This window comes from Pseudoalteromonas shioyasakiensis (assembly GCA_013391845.1).
Classification (GTDB): Bacteria; Pseudomonadota; Gammaproteobacteria; order Enterobacterales; family Alteromonadaceae; genus Pseudoalteromonas; species Pseudoalteromonas apostichopi.
Genome location: CP058414.1, coordinates 2,698,083 through 2,717,281 on the forward strand (window position 1 = coordinate 2,698,083; position 19,199 = coordinate 2,717,281).

Consider the following 19,199-nt stretch of genomic DNA (forward strand, 5'->3'; position numbering starts at 1 on the left):
ACTTAGAATGGCATTTTCATACCTGGTGGTAATTGCATACCGCCAGTTACTTTGCTCATGCGCTCTTGCGTTTCTTCAGCAACACGACGTACAGCATCGTTACACGCTGCCGCTAGTAAATCTTCGATCATGTCTTTGTCGTCTTCCATTAGGCTTTCATCTAATTCAACACGACGTACATTGTGGTTACCAAGCATAGTTACTTTAACTAGGCCTGCACCTGCTTCACCTACTACTTCAAGGTTTGCGATTTCTTCTTGGGCTTTTTGCATGCGCTCTTGCATTTGCTGCGCTTGCTTCATCATGTTACCCATTCCACCTTTAAACATAACTGTCTCTCTTTCTAAACTACTTTAATTGGCATGAAGATAAGGGCTATTGTAACGAATTACAATGCCTGAATACTGTTTTCATCGATTATAGCGCTAAATAACTGTTGAAATTGCACTATGTTTTCGTCGCTATTTATTACATCAATTGCTTGTTGATGACGTCCGGCATCAATTTTTTGTTGAATCAAATACGGTGAATCAATTACGCCATCAGCAAACTCGATACTAAGCTCTACATTATGGCCGTAAATTTCACTTAATGCAGCATTGAGCTTTTGTCTTAGCACTGCGCTGTCTAAATGGCGCTGTGACGAGTCAACCTCAATGTGCAGTTGGTTATTCTGCTTGGTAAAAATTGAATGCAGTGCAAATTGGCGCATCCGTCCGCCGAGCCCCATGCGCTTTATTAAATACGCCCATTCATCTTGTTCGTGTGCAAATTTAATACTGCTGATCGGACTTTCAAAATCATCAGGGACCGGAATACTGGCTTCTTCTACTACTGGCTCTGGCACTTTTTGCGGGTTGATCTGCTCAAGCAGCTCAGGCGCTAAGTTTTCAGTAATTGTTTGATGCTTTTCTCTAAAGTCGACTTTTTTTACTTTATTACTGCTCTCCCCCGTTTGCTGGGGGATGGGCTTTTTTACTTCAGCAGCCATTGCTTGCTGCTGAGGCTGAATATTGGTCGTGGCTGTGCTTTGTTGCGCTGGCGGCTCTGCTTTGGGCTTCGCTTCAGATTGTTGTTCTGCTTTAGCATTCGTTTGCGTTGCAGCACCACTTAAACGCCCAGCACCTGAGATATTGCGGTCTTGTAAAATACGAGCAATGGCCGACTGCGCCTGACTTTGCTGCTGTTGTAATTGCACTGGTGCAGTTTGCTGTTGCTGAGGTGCTTCATTTGCAGTAAAGCCCTGATCATAGGCGCTATTCATCACATCATCGTATTGCGCAGCAAGTGATGAGTCCATTTGTGCATCATGATCAATCATGTAATCTTGCGAAGAATACTCCTGTGGAGAGTATTCAGCTGCAGGTACTTGCTCTGAGTAGCTTTGCTCTTGCTGTTTTGGCGCTGGTTCAACTTCAGCGGTCATTGCAGTTTCAACAGATTGCTGAGGCTGTTGTTCAACACCAGACTGTACTACCGCTGTTGCTTCAACTTGCTGGTCAGGCTCTTGGCTATGCACTGTTTCTGCTTTAGCTGCTTGAACAGGTTCAGCTTCAATAGGCTCAGCTTGAATTTGCTGAGGCTCTGAAGGAACAGCAGTTGTCTGTGCAGAACTTTGTGCTAAAAGTGCTTGCTCTGACGCTGCTTGTTCACGTTGCGCCGTTGATTTTTTCAAAATATCACGCAGTGCACCGGCACCACTTGGCTTAACCTGCTGCTGGGTATTCGTTGGTGTTTGGCTTTGTGCAAATTGCGTAGGTTGGAATGCCAACAAACGCAACATAATCATTTCAAAACCTAGTTTAGCATCGGGTGCCCACTGCAAATCTTTTTTACCATTTAATAGCAATTGGTAGTAAACCTGCATCTGCTGTGCATCAGTGGTTTGCGCTACTTGCTCAATAAAATCACGGTTAGTATCATCAAGTGCCGCTGCACTAGGCACGAGTTGCACAAGCTGAATAAGGTGCGTCAGGGCGATTAAATCGTCGAGCAAGGCTACAAAGTTAGGGTTTCGACTTACGACCGCTTTTACTTCTTGAAGTAGTGCATCGCCATCTTGGCACAGTAGCGCCGCTAACATGGTTTGGCTATATTGAGTATCCATCAAGCCAAGCATGGTTTGTACTGCCTGATGATTTATACTGCCGTTGGTTTGCGCAATTGCTTGGTCTGTAAGGCTCAGTGCATCACGCATACTACCATCAGCGGCCTTAGCTAAAATAGACAATGATTTATCATCAAAACTTAGCTGTTCTTGATTAAGAACATGGGCAAGCTGATCATGAATTTCTGATTGCGACAAAGCATTAAGATTAAACTGTAAGCAACGCGATAAAATCGTCACGGGCAGTTTTTGCGGATCAGTTGTCGCTAATAAAAATTTCACATGCTCTGGAGGCTCTTCCAATGTTTTTAGTAATGCATTGAAACTATGCTTTGACAGCATGTGAACTTCATCGATTAGGTATACCTTGTAACGACCACGTGTTGGTGCGTACTGAACGTTATCAAGGATTTCGCGGGTATCTTCTACTTTGGTACGCGATGCCGCATCGATTTCTAATAAATCAATATAACGACCTGCTTCAATGTCAGTACAACTTGAACATTGGCCACATGGCTCTGCAGAGATACCCTTATCGCAGTTGAGGCTTTTTGCGAATATACGTGCGATGGTTGTTTTACCCACCCCACGGGTTCCAGTAAAGAGATAAGCATGATGGAGTCTATTTTGTGTTAATGCATTCACTAATGCTTGTTTAACATGAGACTGCCCCACTAACTCGTGAAAGGTTTGTGGTCGCCATTTCCTTGCTAGAACCTGATAACTCATTAATTATTCGCCTTCGAATTCAACCAACTTTAAGATTTTGATGCCCATCTCAGCAACACGTTGCTCACCACCAAGCTCTGGTAAAGAAACAACAAATGCCGCATCAGTTGCGTTACCGCCTAGTTTAGCAACTAATTTTGCAGTTGCTTCGATTGTGCCACCTGTAGCAAGTAAGTCATCTACTAGTAACACTTTATCACCAGGTACAATTGCGTCTGTATGAAGCTCAAGAATATCTTCACCATACTCTAATTGGTAGCTTTGTGAAATCACTTCGCGAGGAAGTTTACCTGGTTTACGAACTGGAATGAATGGAATACCTAGTGCGTATGAAAGTGGTGCACCAAAGATAAAACCACGAGATTCAGTACCGATGATTTTTGTAAAACCTTGGTCTTTGTATGCTGCGATAAAGCTGTCGATAGTTGCTTTAAATGCGTCAGCATTAGCCATTAGTGTTGTTACGTCGCGGAACATAATGCCCGGCTTAGGGTAATCAGCGATCGTTGCAATGCTCTGTTTGATGAGCGTTGAAGTTGCTTGAGTCATAATTATACTGCTCAAAAAGTTTATCTAACAAAGCTCGAGAGTATAACATCACCTTAGTGGAAAGTCGGTAGCAAGTTTCGAAATTAATCACTTAACTACAACAAAAAAGGCTGCATGGTGCAGCCTAGTGTCTTAAATTTGCTTGCGCAGATTAAGATAAAGAAGTGATCCAACCAAGAATAGCGTTAAGGCAGCCAATGCCACCGAATACAGCTAAAAACGCAATGAAATAAGTTGCATTGAACGGATCTTTAAAGTCTTTATCATTCGACATAGTTACTACCTTTATTTAAGCACGACAAAATAAGGTGCACATAATAGTCGAACAGCCCTCATCAATAAAGAGCTTTAGCCGATTTTTAAACCTATGTATTAGTAACCACAACACCGCGCTCTGCCATAGCGCTTAAGGTATTGAGGGCCCCTTGATACAGCTGCTCTTGGCTAAATTGAGGAGCATGCTCTGCAACTGCTTGGCATACATCATTTAAATCTGCACCAGGCTTAGATTCAATAATATTAAGCAGTAATGCGGTCATCGCATTTGTTGATAAAAACTGTACTTCATCATCACTATCACGATAAACCACGAAGTAACTTGCTTGTGCTGTCGGCTCACTTGGTTGATTATCCACACTGATAGTATGAACTGGGAAGCTATAACTTAAATTGCGAGCAAACGAACTTAAATATAATGGGGAGCTTGTCACTTTATGAGCTGATAATTTCACTTCTTGTGCCACCTCTTGAGCAACCGACACATCAAGCTCAACCCATTCATAATGCGCCAGTTCGAACATAAAAGCAGGATCATCACTTTGCATTTCATAGTCATTTGCAAGAAAAGTCAAAAACTCCCCTGCTATATCTAAAAAATAAGGTGATTTACAGTCATGCATACTAAAGAAATGCCTAATGAGTCTCTGCCAAGCTTGCTCAGTATATAAACTTTTTAGCACTGGATACGCAGAGCTGACAAAACCATCCACATTATTAAAAAATAAATCGCGGTAAATCGCCATGCGACGCTCTTCAACATCGGCTGGCTTCTTATTATTTTCTGGGTCGCGAATATGCTCCATAAACTCTTGCTGTACTTGCGTAAAATGATTAGGCACTGTGTTTCACCGTTGCTTGATTTCGATGAGCAGCAGCCTCTTGCAACGCTCCAATGGTTCTCAGCTCTGTTAATAATTCACTCATAGGAGGAATATTAAAATCACGCTCTAATAAGGTGGGAAATACCCCATGAATTTCATAGGCTTTTTCGAGCAATTGCCAAACGGGATCGATCACTGGCGCACCATGAGTATCAACGAGTAAATCCTCAGCCTCAGTGTAATGACCAGCAACATGCCCATAGGCAATGCGATTAGTTGGTAATGCTGCTAAGAATTTCCCTGCATCATAACCATGATTAATCGAATTGACGTAAATATTATTAACATCGAGCAGTAATTTACAATCCGCCTCTTCTAAAACCGCATTAGTAAATTCAAGTTCCGTCATTTGTTGACCGGGCGCGCCATAATAAGAAACATTTTCAATTGCAATTGGCTGCTCAAGAATATCTTGAACTTGCCTAATTCGAGAGGCAACATGCTTAATAGCATCTTCAGTAAACGGAATTGGCATTAAGTCGTACATGTGCCCTTCTCCCGAGCAGTAACTTAAGTGCTCACTAAACAGACGAACATTATGCTCTTTGAAGAAAGTTTTAAGCGATTGCACAAACTCAATATCAAGTGCTGAAGGTGACCCAATCGATAACGACAAACCGTGACATACAAAGGCATGTTGCTCGGTTAGCTGCTTAAATTGCTTACCAAATCGACCTCCAAGCTTTAGCCAGTTTTCTGGTGCAACTTCTAAAAACTCAATGGGTTTAGGAACATCGATAAGCATTTCATCAAGCATTTCTCGGCGCAAACCTAGCCCAATCTGCCCAAAATCAGCTACTGATTCTTTTAACATACTACCTCCTACTAAAAAGGGCCTTTACGGCCCTTTCAAAAGCTAAGTGAGCGCTTAATGGTTAGAACCACATTTACCTTCACCACACTTACCTTCTTTAGCTTTCTTTTTGTCTGCGCCACATTTGCCTTCGCCGCACTTACCTTCTTTAGCTGCTTTTTTAGCTGCACCGCATTTACCTTCGCCGCACTTACCTTCTTTAGCTGCTTTTTTGTCTGCGCCACATTTACCTTCGCCGCACTTGCCTTCTTTTGCTGCTTTTTTGTCTGCGCCACATTTACCTTCGCCGCACTTACCTTCTTTAGCTGCTTTTTTAGCTGCACCGCATTTACCTTCGCCGCACTTACCTTCTTTAGCCGCTTTTTTATCGCCGCCACACTTGCCTTCTCCACACTTACCTTCAGCCGCGTCTAACTGATACCCTGCTTGCATTTGCTGAAATTCAAATGGATTCGCGTTCGCATCAGTTACTGCAAAACTTGACGCACCTACTACAACCGCACCTAATGTTAATGCAATTGAATTTTTCTTAACTGTGTTCATTCGATGACTCTCTTTTTTATAAAGGGTTATTAAACAAGACCTGTGAACTACAAATATCTTTCAATTTTTTCTAATTATTTTCTGAAAGTGCGCAGAAAGCAAATTACGATTTATAAAACAATCTAGAACAGCTAGAATACGCGTCCTAATTTTTGATAAGTAAACAGGTATCATGCGACTAGTTTTAGCACCGATGGAAGGTGTTGTAGATTTTAAAATGCGACAACTCCTAACTGATTTAGGTGGATTTGATTTATGCGTTACAGAGTTTGTTCGTGTCGTCGAAGACACGCTACCCGAGCGCGTGTTTCATCGCTATTGTCCTGAGCTAAAAACAGGTGGCTATACCCGTGCAGGTACACCTGTACGTATTCAATTACTGGGTCAAGTTGCCAATGCTTTAGCTGAAAATGCAGTTAAAGCAATACGCCTAGGCTCACATGGAATCGACTTAAACTTTGGTTGCCCTGCTAAAACGGTAAATAAAAGTAAAGGTGGTGCGGTACTTTTAAAAGACCCTGAGCATATGTACGAGATAATCAAAGCCGTACGTGATGCTGTCGACCCACGCCATGAGGTGAGTGCTAAAATCAGACTTGGCTTTGATGATGATAGTAATAGCCAAGAAATTGTTGATGCTGTTGTAAGCGCAGGCGCTTCAAGTCTTGCTATTCATGCCAGAACTAAACGAGATGGTTATAACCCTCCTGCTTACTGGGAAAAAATCCCCCCATTAATCAAAAACAAGAATATTTCAGTAGTTGCTAACGGTGAAATTTGGCAAGTTAAAGATGCTATACTTTGCCAAAAAAGAAGCCATTGCCAAGACTTAATGCTTGGTCGTGGCGCACTAGCAATGCCTGATTTAGCAAAACAAATAAAGTCACATGCACAAAACGAACATTATACTCCTATGTTATGGGAGCATGTGATATACCACATTATTCATTCATCAATGCACCAAGACGAAAGTAAATGTGAAAAGTACTTTGCTTCTCGAACTAAGCAATGGCTCGGTTATTTAAAACGCCAATACCCACAAGCAAGCGTACTTTTTGATGAGATACGTCGCTTAAAAGCCAAAGATGAAGTAGCTGATGTGCTAAGAAAGTATGCCAAAGCGCCGAGTATTGATACAAATCATAATTAGCAAACGGATTTTGTTTGATAATACTAGTATTGCCCACTTGGAAGAAACGCGATGAACAATACTGAAATTCAAACAAAGTTATCTGCGGAACTTGCGCAGGTCAGACAACGTTTACTTGATATGCTGGCTAATTCTGAACAAAGCTATCATCAGCAACTACTATCGCAACTCAAAGATAACCCTCCTTCGGATTGGTTAGAGCTGACAGCAAATAACCTTGGCTCTGAATATCAAATATTGATTGCTCGGATAGAAAAGTTGGAAGCAGCACTTTGCCAAATTGATATCGGGCAGTATGGCTATTGCTGTGATTGCGAAGAAAAAATCGATGACGAACGTTTACTTGCAGATCCTGCAAGCCAACGTTGTCGGCGTTGCGCTCCATAGAGCGCAATGCTGTACTAATTTATAAAAATAAAACTCATTGCAGGATAAAGTATAATATCCTCAATTAACCAATCCGCTTGCAGCTGATCTACGCCTAAACGCTTCATTAAATTGACACGTGCTTGCTGTTCACTCCAAGTGTGATAATGAATACCTAAGTCGGTTTCCATCATAACTTGCCAGAAGTATTGCTCGCCTTGCGTTAACTTACGTTTACTTTTTAGCGGGTCTATATAATCAAGCTGCCAATCAAGACCACTGTGCTGATGATTTTCCACAAAATAAGTCATCACTAATGGGTTAACATGAGAATCTGATACAGGTAATACAAAATCTGCTCTTTGTAACTGCTTAAGTGAACTTTGGACCTCACTAAGCCAGTTTAAAGGAGACTTAGTCTCACCACTGAAGTAATTAAGTTTACTTTGGTACCAGTCTTTACCGTTCGCTAAACCAACTAAACCAAGCTTTGTACGAGGTTTATATTGAGTTAAGTATTGATTGAGTTTATAAAGCGCTGCTTGGACACTGTCATCGCTGTTATCCAGATGCGATTTAACCATGTTATGCAATAACGTTAACTCAATTTTATTTAATTTAAGGTTGCTTTGTTCAGCAGCAATTAACTGCATTTCAACTAACTCTAACCAATTAGCTAGTGCATTTGCTGAATAGTTATCCTGTGAACGAGCTTGACTAATAACATCACGTTGTACAGGCCAGACAAAATAACGTTCAGGATAACGCTCGGCAATAATTAAATAATTTAATTGCGCCTGTTGTGACTCATTTAAAGACGTCGCTTTTAGCTTTTGATAAGTTTGGTGACGTGCTTGCAAATAACTTTCTGAGAAAGGCCAGCTAGTAGCTTCAGTTTGCAGTTCTTGATTAGATAATAAATTATTAATTCTTTGCAGCGCTTGCTGCCCTTCCCTAAAAGTCTTGAAACCTGAAGATTGCTCAGAGCAAGCTATCAGCATCACACTTGCGACAAGTAATAATACGATCTGTCTTAGCATTTTAAAATTCCATAAAAAAAGCCCCAGAGGGGCTTTTTAATTTAAAACAACATCAATTAGATTTTTACACCGTTACGAGCGGCTTTATCTTTGATGAAGGCTGACCAGCTCTTCGCGAAACGACGCGTGCGCGGATCATCCATTGCCTTAGTGATAGCGTTGTAAGCTTGCTTGTACTTCTCTTGGTAGTAGTAAGCTTCAGCTAAATCAGAATAGATAGTTCCTTTTTTATCAGAACCTAACTCTAATGCCTTGTTCAAACGAACAACGGCTGCACTATAATTTTGCGATTGTAAAAGTAATGAACCTGCTTTGCGATAAAGCTCTGCATCGTCATCAAATTTAGCCGCTTCTTCATAGTATTTAGCTGCTTTTTCAATATCTTTAGAACGGTGGTAATTAGATGCCACTGCGCTGATATTTTGCTTGTTACGCTTAACTTTTTCTTCGTTGATTGCCTTTTCAAGCACGACTGCTGCTTTGTAAGGAATATCATTTAACGAATAGAAGTTAGAAAGTACTTTGTATTCAACTTCGTTTTCAAAATAGCCATTTTTGTAGGCAACTTCCATGGTCGCTAGACCTTTTTTGAAGTCTTCGGTTTGTAGGTAGTATTTACCTAAACCAACCCAGGCTTTTTTGTCTTCAGGCCAAACACGAACAATCTCTTCAGCTACTTCTACCATGTTTTTGTACTGTTTAAGTTCAAAATAGGCAGCTAGCTTTAATTGGTAAGAAGCTTTTGCAGGTTCTTTTGCCAATTCAATTGCTTTGTCTGCAGCAGGAAGAACGTCTTTGTAAAGTTTTAACTCGTAGTTTGCTTGCGCAATACGTGTATAAACTTTGTCGTCTTCCTCACCTGTGAAGTCCATCCAAGCTGCATAAGCTTCTTTCGCTTTTGCATATTGCTCAGTACCCGCGTACATATCACCTAGAAGTTTTAGGCCTTGCTCTTGGTCAGCAAAGTTTAAAACGTCAGGCTTAACTGCCGCTGAGATGTGCTTAATAGCCAATTGGTACTGCTCTTTTTGAGCGTACATCTGACCTAAGTAACGATCAACTGTTGCCTTATCGAAATCATCCGAAGGATCGATTTCTTTAAGTAGTGCAATCGCTTCATCAAGCTTATCTTCATTGTACAAGTCAAACGCTTTAATAACTTTCTTACCAACGCGCTCGCCCATAACTTTAGTTTTTGCTTTTTTACGCGCTTCAATCTTCGCGTAATCTGGCGCTGCTAAAGCAGGTGCAGTGAAAGCTACACCTGATAGAGACATAAGAAGCGCAAGTGCAGTTACTTTAGATAAATTTCTCATTACTCGCCTCCTTAGTTGCCTTGGTTAAGTTTAAAGTCTAATTGTACTTGAAGACCAAATTGCTTCTGTGGTTTACCATCGATGATTTTCGGACGGTACTTCCACTTACGTAGCGCACGTTTAGCTTCGCGGTCGAAGATACGTTTTGGATCGGCGTCGATCACTTCAACATCTTCTACACCACCAACTTCATTGATAGTGAATGAAAGTTGTACCCAACCTTCCTTACCATCACGCGCTGCTTGCGTAGGGTATTTTGGTTCAATACGAACGATAGGTGTCGCATCACCATCACGTCCAAATGCACCTGGACCACTTAGGCCACCAGCTGTGCTACCCACATCGATGCTTGGCATATTAAATGACAAACCACCAGTGTTCGGGTTGCTGTTTTCCGGCTGAGGCGGCTGCGGCTTAGGCGGCTGCTTTGGCGGTGGCGGAGGCGGAGGCGGAACACGCTTCCTCTCCTGCACCTTAGATTCAGGCGGATTCGTCATAATTTCGACTACGATCTGTTCTTTTTGTTCAGTCGCACGATCAGCTCCACCGGAGATGAGGTACGCCATGAAGTAGAACAAGCCGAAAGTAACTGCCCCACCTGCAATCAGTGAAAACAGAAAACGAATCATTACTGATCTCCAGCTATTGAAATTTTAAGGTTATCACCCGTCGCTTTGATCTGGTCCATAACTTTAACCACTACGCCGTGTTTTGCTTCTTTATCAGCTTGCAAAATCACAACTTCAGTAGGTTGTTCTGCTAATAAACTTTCAAGTTTAGCTGATACACGCTCAACGTCTACTTGTTGTTTATCAATCCAGATCGCACCGTCAGCACGGATAGCAACAAAAATGTTTGCATTTTTTTGCTTCGTAGCTGCAGCTGCTTTAGGTTTATTGACTTCGATACCAGCCTCTTTAACGAACGATGTAGTTACGATAAAGAAAATAAGCATGATAAATACGATGTCAAGCATTGGCGTCATGTCAACCGCTGCTTCTTCTTCTTCACGAAAACGTTGTTTACGTGCCATATTTAATTCTCTCTCTAGTGATGAGGCATGCTATCTACAAGTTTAGCTTTCGCCATTCTCGCTCTCGCTTCTAGACGTGAGCTAAAGAATACTCCAGATAGTGCCGCAACCATTCCAGCCATTGTTGGGATTGTTGCCATTGAAATACCTGATGCCATTAAACGTGCGTTACCTGTACCTTGAGTAGCCATGGTTTCGAAAACCGCGATCATACCCGTTACAGTACCTAGTAAGCCTATTAAAGGACAAATAGCTACCAATGTCTTAATCAACAACATACGCTGATCTAATTTTTCAGACGCTTCAGAAATCCATGCTTCACGGATTCTGTGTGCGTACCAAGACGTAGTGTCTTGGCGGGCATCCCACTGAGCTACAATGTTCTTCGTCATACGAGGAAACTCAGCTAGTAGGAACCAATAGCGCTCAATCATTAAAACCCACATAAGAAAGAGTGCTATCGCGACCACGTATAAAACCTGGCCGCCTGTGCCAACAAAATCCCTGATAGATTCCCAGATCTCCATCAGGACTAGCATTAGGCTTTCTCCTTCTCCGCGTGAGCAGCGATGATACCTGCGCTTTGCTCATCAAGGACATGTAGAACCGACTTACTACGACCCGCAACAATTGAGTGAAGTAGAATAAGTGGTAGAGCTGCAATTAGACCTAACGCTGTAGTAACAAGTGCTAGAGAGATATTACCAGCCATGATCTTCGGATCACCTGTACCGAACAATGTGATTGTTTGGAACGTAAGGATCATACCGATTACCGTACCTAGTAGACCTAGTAATGGAGCGATTGCTGCCAAGATCTTGATGATGTTGATACCAGCTTCAATGCGAGGCGTTTCACGTAAGATTGCTTCGTCAAGTTTAAGCTCAAGGTTTTCAACGTCTTGATTCTTGTTGTCAGCATAAACCTTAAGAATACGACCCAGTGGGTTGTTTGTATTCGGAGTAGAAAGGTTTTTAAGCTGGCTCTTAATCTTAGTGCTAGTAAGCGCAAGATCAATGAAACGAACGATGAAGATAAGTAGACCAACAACAAGTAATACTGTGATGATGTAACCTACTTCAGCACCTTGCTCGTAGTATTCCATTAACGATTTCTTCTGCGTGTTGATACGTAAGATCGCGCCACGAGTCGGGTCGATGTATACGCCAGCATAGTTGTCAGAAGAAGTATTTTCTAAATCGCTGATACCAGCTAGGATGTAGCTATCAGGTTGCTTACCTAGTGGTTGGATTGCTTTAGTTTCTGGTGAGTAGATTAAATAACCATCGTCAGTTACTAAGTTGAAGTTACCGATACGCGTTACTTTCTTCACAGAAGATGAACCGTCAAGACCCGCAACTTCAGTTTCGAAAGTTGAAACTTTAGCTGACTCAGTCATTTCAGTTTGAAGAGAAATCCAAAGCTCTTCAAGTTCACGTACAGTTGGAAGTTCTTTCGCAGCAGCTAGTGAGCGAAGTACTTCAGCACGTCCTGGTTTTTCAGCAGAAACAAGTGATGCTTCGATTGAACCGATTGCATCAGCAGCTGCACGACGTACAACACCGAACATCTCACCTAACGTACCTTGAGCGTTTAAAAGAGCTTGCTCTTTCTCAGCTAAAGTATTTTCGTTTTGTGCATATTCTTTAGCTAAACGGTCACCACGAGCTTTTTCAGCAGCTAGGTCACTTTTAGCTTTGTTAAGTAACGCTTGCTTATCAGCACGAGCTGAAAGGAACTCTTGTTCACGTTGCTTATTTAATTTGCCTTCAGAGATACGTTCTTGCTTAACTTGCTCAAGAATTTTGTCTAAAGCATCAGTGTTTGCATGTGCATTAAGCGCGGTACCTGCAGAAACAGATAGTACTGCTGCAACAGCAAAACCTTTAAATAGTTTCTTCATTATTGATTACTCCGCGCCAAAGATTGGTAGTTTAACAAGTTCTAATGTCGCTTGTTTACGCGCCATACGAATAACTTCTTTAACAGGTTTTAGGTATTCTTCACCTAATTCTTTCCACTGTTTAGTGTTGTTATCCCACACCCACGCGTGCTTAAGGTCAAAAGACTGAGCAACGTAAGTGATACGACCTAAACGACCGAAGTCAACGTTGATGCTCTTACCGTCGATCTCAAGAGTACCTTGTGAAGCAGTTACAGCTGAGCTGTATGCAGTTTCAACAGTGTAAGCTTCAAGAACTTGGCGGAATTTTTCAGATGTAGTAACTGATGCTGACGCCATGATGTCACGAAGTCTTTCAACACGTGCTAGACGGTTTTCAAGATTGAACGGAACGTCCGCTTTGATGAATTGCTCAAGCGTATCGATCATGCGATACATCAAAGGCACAACGTTTTGTTTCGTGTTATCGATAGTTGCGATTTGACGGTCAAACGACTCGATTGAAGCATTTTGGTCAGCGACCAAACGTGCTACGTGATCGTTATAAACCTTCATTAGCTCAGTTTCGTCAACAACGCTACGGTACTCAGCGATTAGCTCTTGAGTTTGACCATATACATTGTCAATTTTAGTTTGAGACTTAACAGCAGCCTTTTGAATTTGTTGACCTGCATCTTGCACATCTTTCAAAGGATCTGCAATCACATTGCTGCTTGCAAATGCAAAAGCGCCAACCAACGCTGATGCTACAAGACTCTTTCTGATTTTAACAGACATAGTTCCCAACCAATTAAGTAATGTTACTTTTATAATTTAATTACCCCCCGAAGAGGACAACCCTGATATCTTTTAATAGATATCAACCCTCCAATAATGCTAAATGCATCAGAGTCTGTCAACTTGATGTTCGGCTTTCGTCGGAAAAATTTGGTGACTCGTCGTTGAAAGGAAAAGAACCAAAACAACGAATTAACAAAAATATAACAGAGGTATTCATATGATACTTCTATAGCCCTTTGCTGGCGAACATTGCATTCATATTAGGTTCAACCTTAAACATAAATGTAACATTTTATGAAATCTGAAAATGCTGAAGAAAAATGAAAAAAAAATTCCATTTATTCATCTAAAAAATCTATTTTGAAGAATTTTTATGCACTCGCCACGTGTAACCGCTCAATAAGCAGCCAAATCAGGCACTAAACACAAGAATGAGAGAGTTGAAATCTCTCACCGCTATGGGTGAGAGAGTTAAAATATTGCGCGGTCTTTTACAAGCTTGGCAAGTGAAATAATTGAATCAACTTCAAGCTTTTCAAATATTTTCGCTTTGTATGTACTTACTGTTTTGTTACTAATAAAGAGCTTTTCACCGATATCTTTGTTCGATAAGCCTTGTAGTAAATAATTCATCACCGCAAGCTCACGTTCAGTTAGTAACTCGTCAATGTCTTTTTCCGAAGCGATTAAGTGCTCTTGCGGGAAGAATGTATAACCACGCAAAATCATTTCAACGGCTGAAGAGATATCTTCAAGGCTTTCTGCTTTGTTTACAAACCCCTGCGCACCAAGTTTTGCAGCTGTACGGATAATATGCTTGTCTTGCTTAGCTGATAGAAACAACACTTTACCAGTAAAACCACTACTGACGGCGCGCTTATATAAACTAAAGCCATCGGAGTCTTCTAACTCGATGTCTAAAATCGCTAGCGCTACATTATTACTTTTTAAAAACTGCAACGCTTCTTTTTGACTTGCAACAGCTTGTACTTCGTTTACTAGTGTAGACTTGGCAAGTGCCATTTTAATTGCTGTTGCCACCATTGGGTGGTCGTCTACCAAAAGTATATTGTTTCCTATGCTCATCGATTAGCAAACCTTCATTATATTTCATCAAACAAGTATAAGTTACTCAGCATTATTTCCACATGTGGATAAGTTAAGTTTAGCGGGTTATTTCTAGTTTGGTGAAAAATAACTGTAAACATTTTGCTGCTAACTTTCGAGTTCAATCAAAACTACTAACTAACATAACAGACGCTGTTATGTTTAATAAATTACATCGTTACAGCATATAATACTTTAGTTATGGAGAGTAGCTTTTAGAGCATAGATCGTGAAGTTCTAGCTTATCGTCTGATTAAATTAGTCGCTTTCAATGCCTTTGGAGGAATATAATTTCGGTACAGCTAATTAATGTTTGGTGAGATATGAGTGTTGCGATTTTTTGTGAGGTAATGATGAATTTTGGTGAAACAGAAACTGTTCCACCAAAATGAGAGGTTCACATAATAAATTATGCTACTTCTACGTTCTCAGCTTCAGGGCCTTTTTGACCTTGTTTGATGCCGAAAGATACTTGTTGACCTTCGCTAAGAGTGCGGAAGCCTGTACCTGTGATAGCACTGAAGTGTACGAATACATCAGGGCCATTTTCTTGTTCAATAAAACCGAAGCCTTTAGCTTCGTTGAAGAACTTAACTTTACCAGTAACCGTGTTTGACATACCAAATTTTCCTGTAAGTCAATTATTAAAATTCAGCCATAATGGCTCTATCCTCCCTGAGTGAATGCCCAATAAACTTGGGGTAAAGTACAGGAAGAACCAATAACCTAACCGGTAACCGTACAGCCGCACATTATCCGTAAATTCAATACGCAAAAACTCAAAGCAATTTAAGACTAACACATTAAATAGTTTTTAGCTCTATTAATCGAAAATAATTTTAAGGTCAACTGCCGAAACAAAAATATATGACAGCATTATTTATAAACAATTAATAATAAATGAAAAAAGCCCATCAAAATGATGGGCTTCTAATTTTCAAGAAAAGAGTGCTATTGCTTTAGATTATTTTACTTGCCAATCCATTTTCGCTTCAGCTTTGATTGGCACCACTTCTGAATCACCTAGTTTATAGCTTGCTGGTACCGTCCAGCTTTCTTTAAATAGTGTAATAGTATCTTGGTTACGAGGCATACCATAGAAGTCTGGACCAAAGTGGCTTGCAAAACCTTCTAGTTTATCTAAAGCCCCCGCTTCTTCAAATGCTTCAGCATATAACTCAATCGCAGCATGTGCTGTGTAAGCACCTGCACATCCGCAAGCTGCTTCTTTTTTATCTTTGTAGTGCGGAGCAGAATCAGTACCTAAGAAGAACTTTTTACTACCACTTGTTGCAGCAGCAATCAACGCTTGTTGATGGATATTACGCTTCAAAATAGGTAAGCAGTAATAATGAGGGCGAATTCCACCCGCTAACATGTGATTACGATTATAAAGTAAGTGATGAGCAGTAATTGTTGCTGCTACATTTTCAGGTGCATTATTAACAAACTCTACCGCATCTTTTGTTGTGATGTGCTCAAGCACAATTTTTAAGTTAGGGAAATCGTTCACTACGTCCGCTAAAATTGTTTCTAGGAACACCTTCTCACGATCAAAAATATCAATAGATGAATCTGTCACTTCACCATGAACAAGCAACAACATACCCACTTCTTGCATTGCTTCAAGTACTGGGTAGATGTTTTTGATTGAAGTAACACCTGAATCTGAGTTTGTAGTCGCACCAGCTGGGTACAACTTAGCTGCAACAATTTTACCCGTTGCTTTCGCTTTTTTGATTTCTTCTGGCGTAGTTTTATCTGTCAGATAAAGCACCATTAACGGTTCAAAGTTACCCTGTGGGCCGGCAGCTTTAATTCGCTCATAGTAAGATAACGCAGTTTCTGTACAAGTTGCCGGTGGAACAAGATTAGGCATGATAATTGCGCGACCCATGTAACGGCTTGCGTCACGAACGGTATCAACGAGTTGCTCACCATCACGTAAATGAATGTGCCAATCATCAGGGCGTGTAATTGTTAGAGTTTGCATCGAATTTAAATCTGACATTGCTTGTTTCCACGGCTAAAGTTAGGGGGATAGCGTAAACTTTGAGCAAATAACCTTGCTAAATTACCCAAGTTCATATTCAGGTGCCTAGTTTACACCAGTTCCAGTTTTTTTTGAAAATAACTTTGTGGATAGTTTGATAGTAGGTTAACGTAATAAATTAATACAACATTTCGGTTACCTTTTATTCTATGCCTAAGAGTTTAGACACTGCTTTTGCACTTGAGGTCAAAACAGACCAACTACATATAATTAATCAATTTTCATCATCTGTAATGCAATTAGACACAGTTGAAGAATTATTAGAATATGTTACGTCTGAAGTAGTTAGCCGCCTAGGCTTTATTGAATGTGTAATTTACCTCGCAGATGATAAAACTCGCACCCTAAAAGAAATGGCTTCTATAGGCACAGCTGGCAGCCATGATACTTACCATATTGACCGTACAGAAATCAGCTTTGATCAAGGCATTACGGGTTATGTCGCAAGTACTGGTAAACCTTTGATGATTGCTGATGTTAGCCAAGATCCACGTTACATCGCTGATTCTCGCCCAGCTCTTTCTGAGCTTTGCGTACCATTAGTTTACAAAGAAAAAATACTGGGTGTGATTGACTGTGAGCATCCGCAAAAAGATTACTACAATGACGCGCATTTAGAGATTTTATCAACTGTCGCGCATTTATTAAGTGCCAAGATCAATCAGGTTCGCACCATAGAAAACTTACAGCAAACCGTCATGCAGTTAAACGATGCGCAAAAGCTAGAACGATCGATGCTGCAAATCGCCAATTTGACGTATCAATCAAGTGAACTAGATAGTTTTTTTGAGTCATTACACGGCATTATTACCTCTTTACTCAGGGCAGATAATTTCTTCATTGGCCTTTATGACAAGCAGCTCGATGTGCTTGATTTAGTTTATATTATTGAAGAAGGCGTGCGCTCAAATGCTCATAAAAAAATATCGAAAGAACAACTAAAAGACACTGCGTCTTATTACTTACTAAATATAGATCAGTCACTTCTTTTTACTAAAGAAGAATTTCAGCAGCACATTGATGCTGGGCATTTTAAAATGGTCGGTCGTCAGGCTGAGTCTTGGCTAGGTGTACCGTTTAAAGTGAATGAGCGTATTAGCGGTGTCATTGCCGTACAAAGCTACAGTAAAAGTTACCATTATGACGAGCATGATCGTGCCTTACTCACTTATGTTAGCCGTCAAATCAGCATGGCAATAGACCGTCAATTATCAAGGCAAGAGCTTGAGCATCGAGCTCTTCACGATGAATTAACAGGACTTGCTAATCGTTCTTTACTGATTGAGCGAATTAAACATGCAATACTTCGCCTTGCAAGAGCAAATAAGCAACATAAGCATGCCCTACTCTATTTAGACTTTGACCGCTTTAAAAGTATCAATGATTCGTTAGGCCATGAAGTTGGTGACCATTTTTTAGTTAAAATTTGTGAATTGATCTTAAGCACTATTCGTAACACCGACACCTTCGCCCGCTTAGGAGGCGATGAGTTTGCCATTTTTATGGAAAACATTACCGATAAACAACAAATAAATGATGCCCTTGAACGGATCCAGCATGTGCTCGCACAGCCCCTTGATATTGATGGACACCTTCTACAAGCATCGACTAGTATAGGTGTTGCTTTTTGTGAAAGTAGTCGCGATCAAGCGTATAAGCTATTGCAGCATGCTGATGCAGCAATGTACGAGGCGAAATCATCTGGCCGTGGTAAAGTTAAGTTTTTCAACAATACAATGCGTAAAAAACTTAAAAATCATGCCGATATAGAAAATGATTTACAGCATGGCATTGAGCATGACGACTTTGAACTTTACTACCAGCCAATTTTTACTATTCAAGACACAAGAGTTGTTGGTTTTGAGGCCCTTGTGCGCTGGCATCACCCAAGCAAAGGCTTTGTCTCGCCAAATGATTTTATTCCGGTAGCAGAAGACACAGGTCAAATTATCAACCTAGATTTACATTTACTTCAGCTTGCTGCAAAGCAAATTGCAAAGTGGACGAGTGAAGGAAAAGCATTTGGCCGAATTACCGTAAATGTGTCATCGCGTCACTTTGCTAGCCTCGATTTTGTGGAACAAATACATGCCTTATATAAGCAATATAAGTTACCTCTTGGCTCACTATGCTTAGAAATAACCGAATCTGGACTTATCGGTAATCTAGAGCTGGCGACAAAAATCATCAAGGGTCTTGAGCCTCTTGAAGTGAAACTGTGTTTAGATGACTTTGGTACAGGCTATTCCGCGCTTGGGTATTTACACCAATTACCGATTCATATAATGAAAATTGATAAAAGTTTCATTGACCATTTAAACAAAGCGCACAACCCCTTAGTCGATGCTATTTTATCGTTAGCGCAATCATTAAAGCTCGATGTAGTCGCAGAAGGAATTGAAACGGAAAAACAATTGGCTATTTTAAAGCAAACTCAATGTAAATTTGGCCAAGGCTTTTTAAAAGCAAAGCCTATGCCCGCTAGTGAAGCAGAAAAAGTGATAGCAAACGGCCTGTAACTAAGTATAAAAAAGCCTTGCGAATGCAAG

General features: G+C 40.7%; 19 protein-coding genes. 3 read left to right on the forward strand and 16 right to left on the reverse strand.

Annotated features, from left to right (window positions below):
• Nucleotides 1-2 precede the first annotated feature (2 nt).
• The 6 genes from HYD28_12285 to HYD28_12310 all read right to left on the reverse strand — a co-directional run bounded on the left by HYD28_12285 (nucleotide 3) and on the right by HYD28_12310 (nucleotide 5,902).
• Nucleotides 3-329 carry a YbaB/EbfC family nucleoid-associated protein gene (locus tag HYD28_12285; GenBank protein QLE09672.1) on the reverse strand — a complete coding sequence of 109 codons (327 nt, stop codon included), beginning with the start codon at nucleotides 327-329 and terminating at the stop codon, nucleotides 3-5.
• 59 nt (nucleotides 330-388) lie between these two features.
• Nucleotides 389-2,836, reverse strand: a complete 2,448-nt coding sequence (gene dnaX / locus HYD28_12290) for a DNA polymerase III subunit gamma/tau (protein QLE09673.1) — start codon at nucleotides 2,834-2,836, stop codon at nucleotides 389-391.
• A 3-nt stretch (nucleotides 2,837-2,839) separates the two neighbouring features.
• Entirely contained in the window at nucleotides 2,840-3,385 is a 546-nt protein-coding gene (apt, locus tag HYD28_12295; protein QLE09674.1) for an adenine phosphoribosyltransferase, read from the reverse strand.
• Nucleotides 3,386-3,750: 365 nt separating this feature from the next.
• On the reverse strand, nucleotides 3,751-4,467 hold the full coding sequence (locus tag HYD28_12300; protein ID QLE10555.1) for a putative DNA-binding domain-containing protein: 717 nt from the start codon (nucleotides 4,465-4,467) through the stop codon (nucleotides 3,751-3,753).
• 28 nt (nucleotides 4,468-4,495) lie between these two features.
• Nucleotides 4,496-5,359, reverse strand: coding sequence for a DUF692 domain-containing protein (locus HYD28_12305; protein QLE09675.1), 864 nt, complete (start codon nucleotides 5,357-5,359; stop codon nucleotides 4,496-4,498).
• A gap of 54 nt (nucleotides 5,360-5,413) precedes the next feature.
• A complete protein-coding gene (locus HYD28_12310; GenBank protein QLE09676.1) occupies nucleotides 5,414-5,902 on the reverse strand; it encodes a hypothetical protein in 489 nt (162 codons plus the stop codon).
• Between the two features lie 172 nt (nucleotides 5,903-6,074).
• Between HYD28_12310 and HYD28_12315 the strand changes: the two genes are divergently transcribed.
• Together HYD28_12315 and HYD28_12320 are read left to right on the forward strand one after the other, a co-directional pair.
• The gene (locus HYD28_12315) at nucleotides 6,075-7,052 is read left to right on the forward strand and encodes a tRNA-dihydrouridine synthase (protein ID QLE09677.1); all 978 of its coding nucleotides are present in this window, start codon (nucleotides 6,075-6,077) and stop codon (nucleotides 7,050-7,052) included.
• Nucleotides 7,053-7,103: 51 nt separating this feature from the next.
• Nucleotides 7,104-7,439 carry a TraR/DksA C4-type zinc finger protein gene (locus HYD28_12320; GenBank protein ID QLE09678.1) on the forward strand — a complete coding sequence of 112 codons (336 nt, stop codon included), beginning with the start codon at nucleotides 7,104-7,106 and terminating at the stop codon, nucleotides 7,437-7,439.
• A gap of 14 nt (nucleotides 7,440-7,453) precedes the next feature.
• Here the strand turns inward: HYD28_12320 and HYD28_12325 are convergent, their stop codons facing one another.
• The 10 genes from HYD28_12325 to pyrC all read right to left on the reverse strand — a co-directional run bounded on the left by HYD28_12325 (nucleotide 7,454) and on the right by pyrC (nucleotide 16,608).
• Complete coding sequence (locus HYD28_12325; protein QLE09679.1) at nucleotides 7,454-8,458, reverse strand: hypothetical protein; 1,005 nt, start codon at nucleotides 8,456-8,458, stop codon at nucleotides 7,454-7,456.
• Between the two features lie 56 nt (nucleotides 8,459-8,514).
• Complete coding sequence (locus HYD28_12330; GenBank protein ID QLE09680.1) at nucleotides 8,515-9,774, reverse strand: tetratricopeptide repeat protein; 1,260 nt, start codon at nucleotides 9,772-9,774, stop codon at nucleotides 8,515-8,517.
• Between the two features lie 11 nt (nucleotides 9,775-9,785).
• Nucleotides 9,786-10,403: an energy transducer TonB gene (locus tag HYD28_12335; protein QLE09681.1), complete on the reverse strand. Its 618-nt coding sequence runs from the start codon at nucleotides 10,401-10,403 to the stop codon at nucleotides 9,786-9,788.
• Nucleotides 10,403-10,807 carry a biopolymer transporter ExbD gene (locus HYD28_12340; GenBank protein ID QLE09682.1) on the reverse strand — a complete coding sequence of 135 codons (405 nt, stop codon included), beginning with the start codon at nucleotides 10,805-10,807 and terminating at the stop codon, nucleotides 10,403-10,405. The genes HYD28_12335 and HYD28_12340 overlap by 1 nt, the downstream gene beginning before the upstream one ends.
• Before the next feature lie 14 nt (nucleotides 10,808-10,821).
• The gene (locus HYD28_12345) at nucleotides 10,822-11,346 is read right to left on the reverse strand and encodes a MotA/TolQ/ExbB proton channel family protein (GenBank protein ID QLE09683.1); all 525 of its coding nucleotides are present in this window, start codon (nucleotides 11,344-11,346) and stop codon (nucleotides 10,822-10,824) included.
• Nucleotides 11,346-12,710: a MotA/TolQ/ExbB proton channel family protein gene (locus tag HYD28_12350; protein ID QLE09684.1), complete on the reverse strand. Its 1,365-nt coding sequence runs from the start codon at nucleotides 12,708-12,710 to the stop codon at nucleotides 11,346-11,348. The genes HYD28_12345 and HYD28_12350 overlap by 1 nt, the downstream gene beginning before the upstream one ends.
• A gap of 6 nt (nucleotides 12,711-12,716) precedes the next feature.
• Nucleotides 12,717-13,487 carry a DUF3450 domain-containing protein gene (locus HYD28_12355; GenBank protein QLE09685.1) on the reverse strand — a complete coding sequence of 257 codons (771 nt, stop codon included), beginning with the start codon at nucleotides 13,485-13,487 and terminating at the stop codon, nucleotides 12,717-12,719.
• 474 nt (nucleotides 13,488-13,961) lie between these two features.
• On the reverse strand, nucleotides 13,962-14,576 hold the full coding sequence (locus tag HYD28_12360) for a response regulator transcription factor (GenBank protein QLE09686.1): 615 nt from the start codon (nucleotides 14,574-14,576) through the stop codon (nucleotides 13,962-13,964).
• 430 nt (nucleotides 14,577-15,006) lie between these two features.
• Entirely contained in the window at nucleotides 15,007-15,216 is a 210-nt protein-coding gene (locus HYD28_12365) for a cold-shock protein (GenBank protein ID QLE09687.1), read from the reverse strand.
• A gap of 345 nt (nucleotides 15,217-15,561) precedes the next feature.
• The gene (gene pyrC, locus HYD28_12370) at nucleotides 15,562-16,608 is read right to left on the reverse strand and encodes a dihydroorotase (protein ID QLE09688.1); all 1,047 of its coding nucleotides are present in this window, start codon (nucleotides 16,606-16,608) and stop codon (nucleotides 15,562-15,564) included.
• 191 nt (nucleotides 16,609-16,799) lie between these two features.
• On the opposite strand from pyrC, the gene HYD28_12375 reads away from it, so the two are divergent.
• Nucleotides 16,800-19,169 carry an EAL domain-containing protein gene (locus HYD28_12375; GenBank protein ID QLE09689.1) on the forward strand — a complete coding sequence of 790 codons (2,370 nt, stop codon included), beginning with the start codon at nucleotides 16,800-16,802 and terminating at the stop codon, nucleotides 19,167-19,169.
• The last annotated feature ends 30 nt before the right edge of the window (nucleotides 19,170-19,199 follow it).

Coding starts and splice junctions, on each gene's coding strand:
- HYD28_12285 (QLE09672.1), bottom strand. CDS start 329: ATGTTTAAAGGTGGAATGGGTAACATGATGAAGCAAGCGCAGCAAATG.
- dnaX (QLE09673.1), bottom strand. CDS start 2,836: ATGAGTTATCAGGTTCTAGCAAGGAAATGGCGACCACAAACCTTTCAC.
- apt (QLE09674.1), bottom strand. CDS start 3,385: ATGACTCAAGCAACTTCAACGCTCATCAAACAGAGCATTGCAACGATC.
- HYD28_12300 (QLE10555.1), bottom strand. CDS start 4,467: ATGGAGCATATTCGCGACCCAGAAAATAATAAGAAGCCAGCCGATGTT.
- HYD28_12305 (QLE09675.1), bottom strand. CDS start 5,359: ATGTTAAAAGAATCAGTAGCTGATTTTGGGCAGATTGGGCTAGGTTTG.
- HYD28_12310 (QLE09676.1), bottom strand. CDS start 5,902: ATGAACACAGTTAAGAAAAATTCAATTGCATTAACATTAGGTGCGGTT.
- HYD28_12315 (QLE09677.1), top strand. CDS start 6,075: ATGCGACTAGTTTTAGCACCGATGGAAGGTGTTGTAGATTTTAAAATG.
- HYD28_12320 (QLE09678.1), top strand. CDS start 7,104: ATGAACAATACTGAAATTCAAACAAAGTTATCTGCGGAACTTGCGCAG.
- HYD28_12325 (QLE09679.1), bottom strand. CDS start 8,458: ATGCTAAGACAGATCGTATTATTACTTGTCGCAAGTGTGATGCTGATA.
- HYD28_12330 (QLE09680.1), bottom strand. CDS start 9,774: ATGAGAAATTTATCTAAAGTAACTGCACTTGCGCTTCTTATGTCTCTA.
- HYD28_12335 (QLE09681.1), bottom strand. CDS start 10,403: ATGATTCGTTTTCTGTTTTCACTGATTGCAGGTGGGGCAGTTACTTTC.
- HYD28_12340 (QLE09682.1), bottom strand. CDS start 10,807: ATGGCACGTAAACAACGTTTTCGTGAAGAAGAAGAAGCAGCGGTTGAC.
- HYD28_12345 (QLE09683.1), bottom strand. CDS start 11,346: ATGCTAGTCCTGATGGAGATCTGGGAATCTATCAGGGATTTTGTTGGC.
- HYD28_12350 (QLE09684.1), bottom strand. CDS start 12,710: ATGAAGAAACTATTTAAAGGTTTTGCTGTTGCAGCAGTACTATCTGTT.
- HYD28_12355 (QLE09685.1), bottom strand. CDS start 13,487: ATGTCTGTTAAAATCAGAAAGAGTCTTGTAGCATCAGCGTTGGTTGGC.
- HYD28_12360 (QLE09686.1), bottom strand. CDS start 14,576: ATGAGCATAGGAAACAATATACTTTTGGTAGACGACCACCCAATGGTG.
- HYD28_12365 (QLE09687.1), bottom strand. CDS start 15,216: ATGTCAAACACGGTTACTGGTAAAGTTAAGTTCTTCAACGAAGCTAAA.
- pyrC (QLE09688.1), bottom strand. CDS start 16,608: ATGTCAGATTTAAATTCGATGCAAACTCTAACAATTACACGCCCTGAT.
- HYD28_12375 (QLE09689.1), top strand. CDS start 16,800: ATGCCTAAGAGTTTAGACACTGCTTTTGCACTTGAGGTCAAAACAGAC.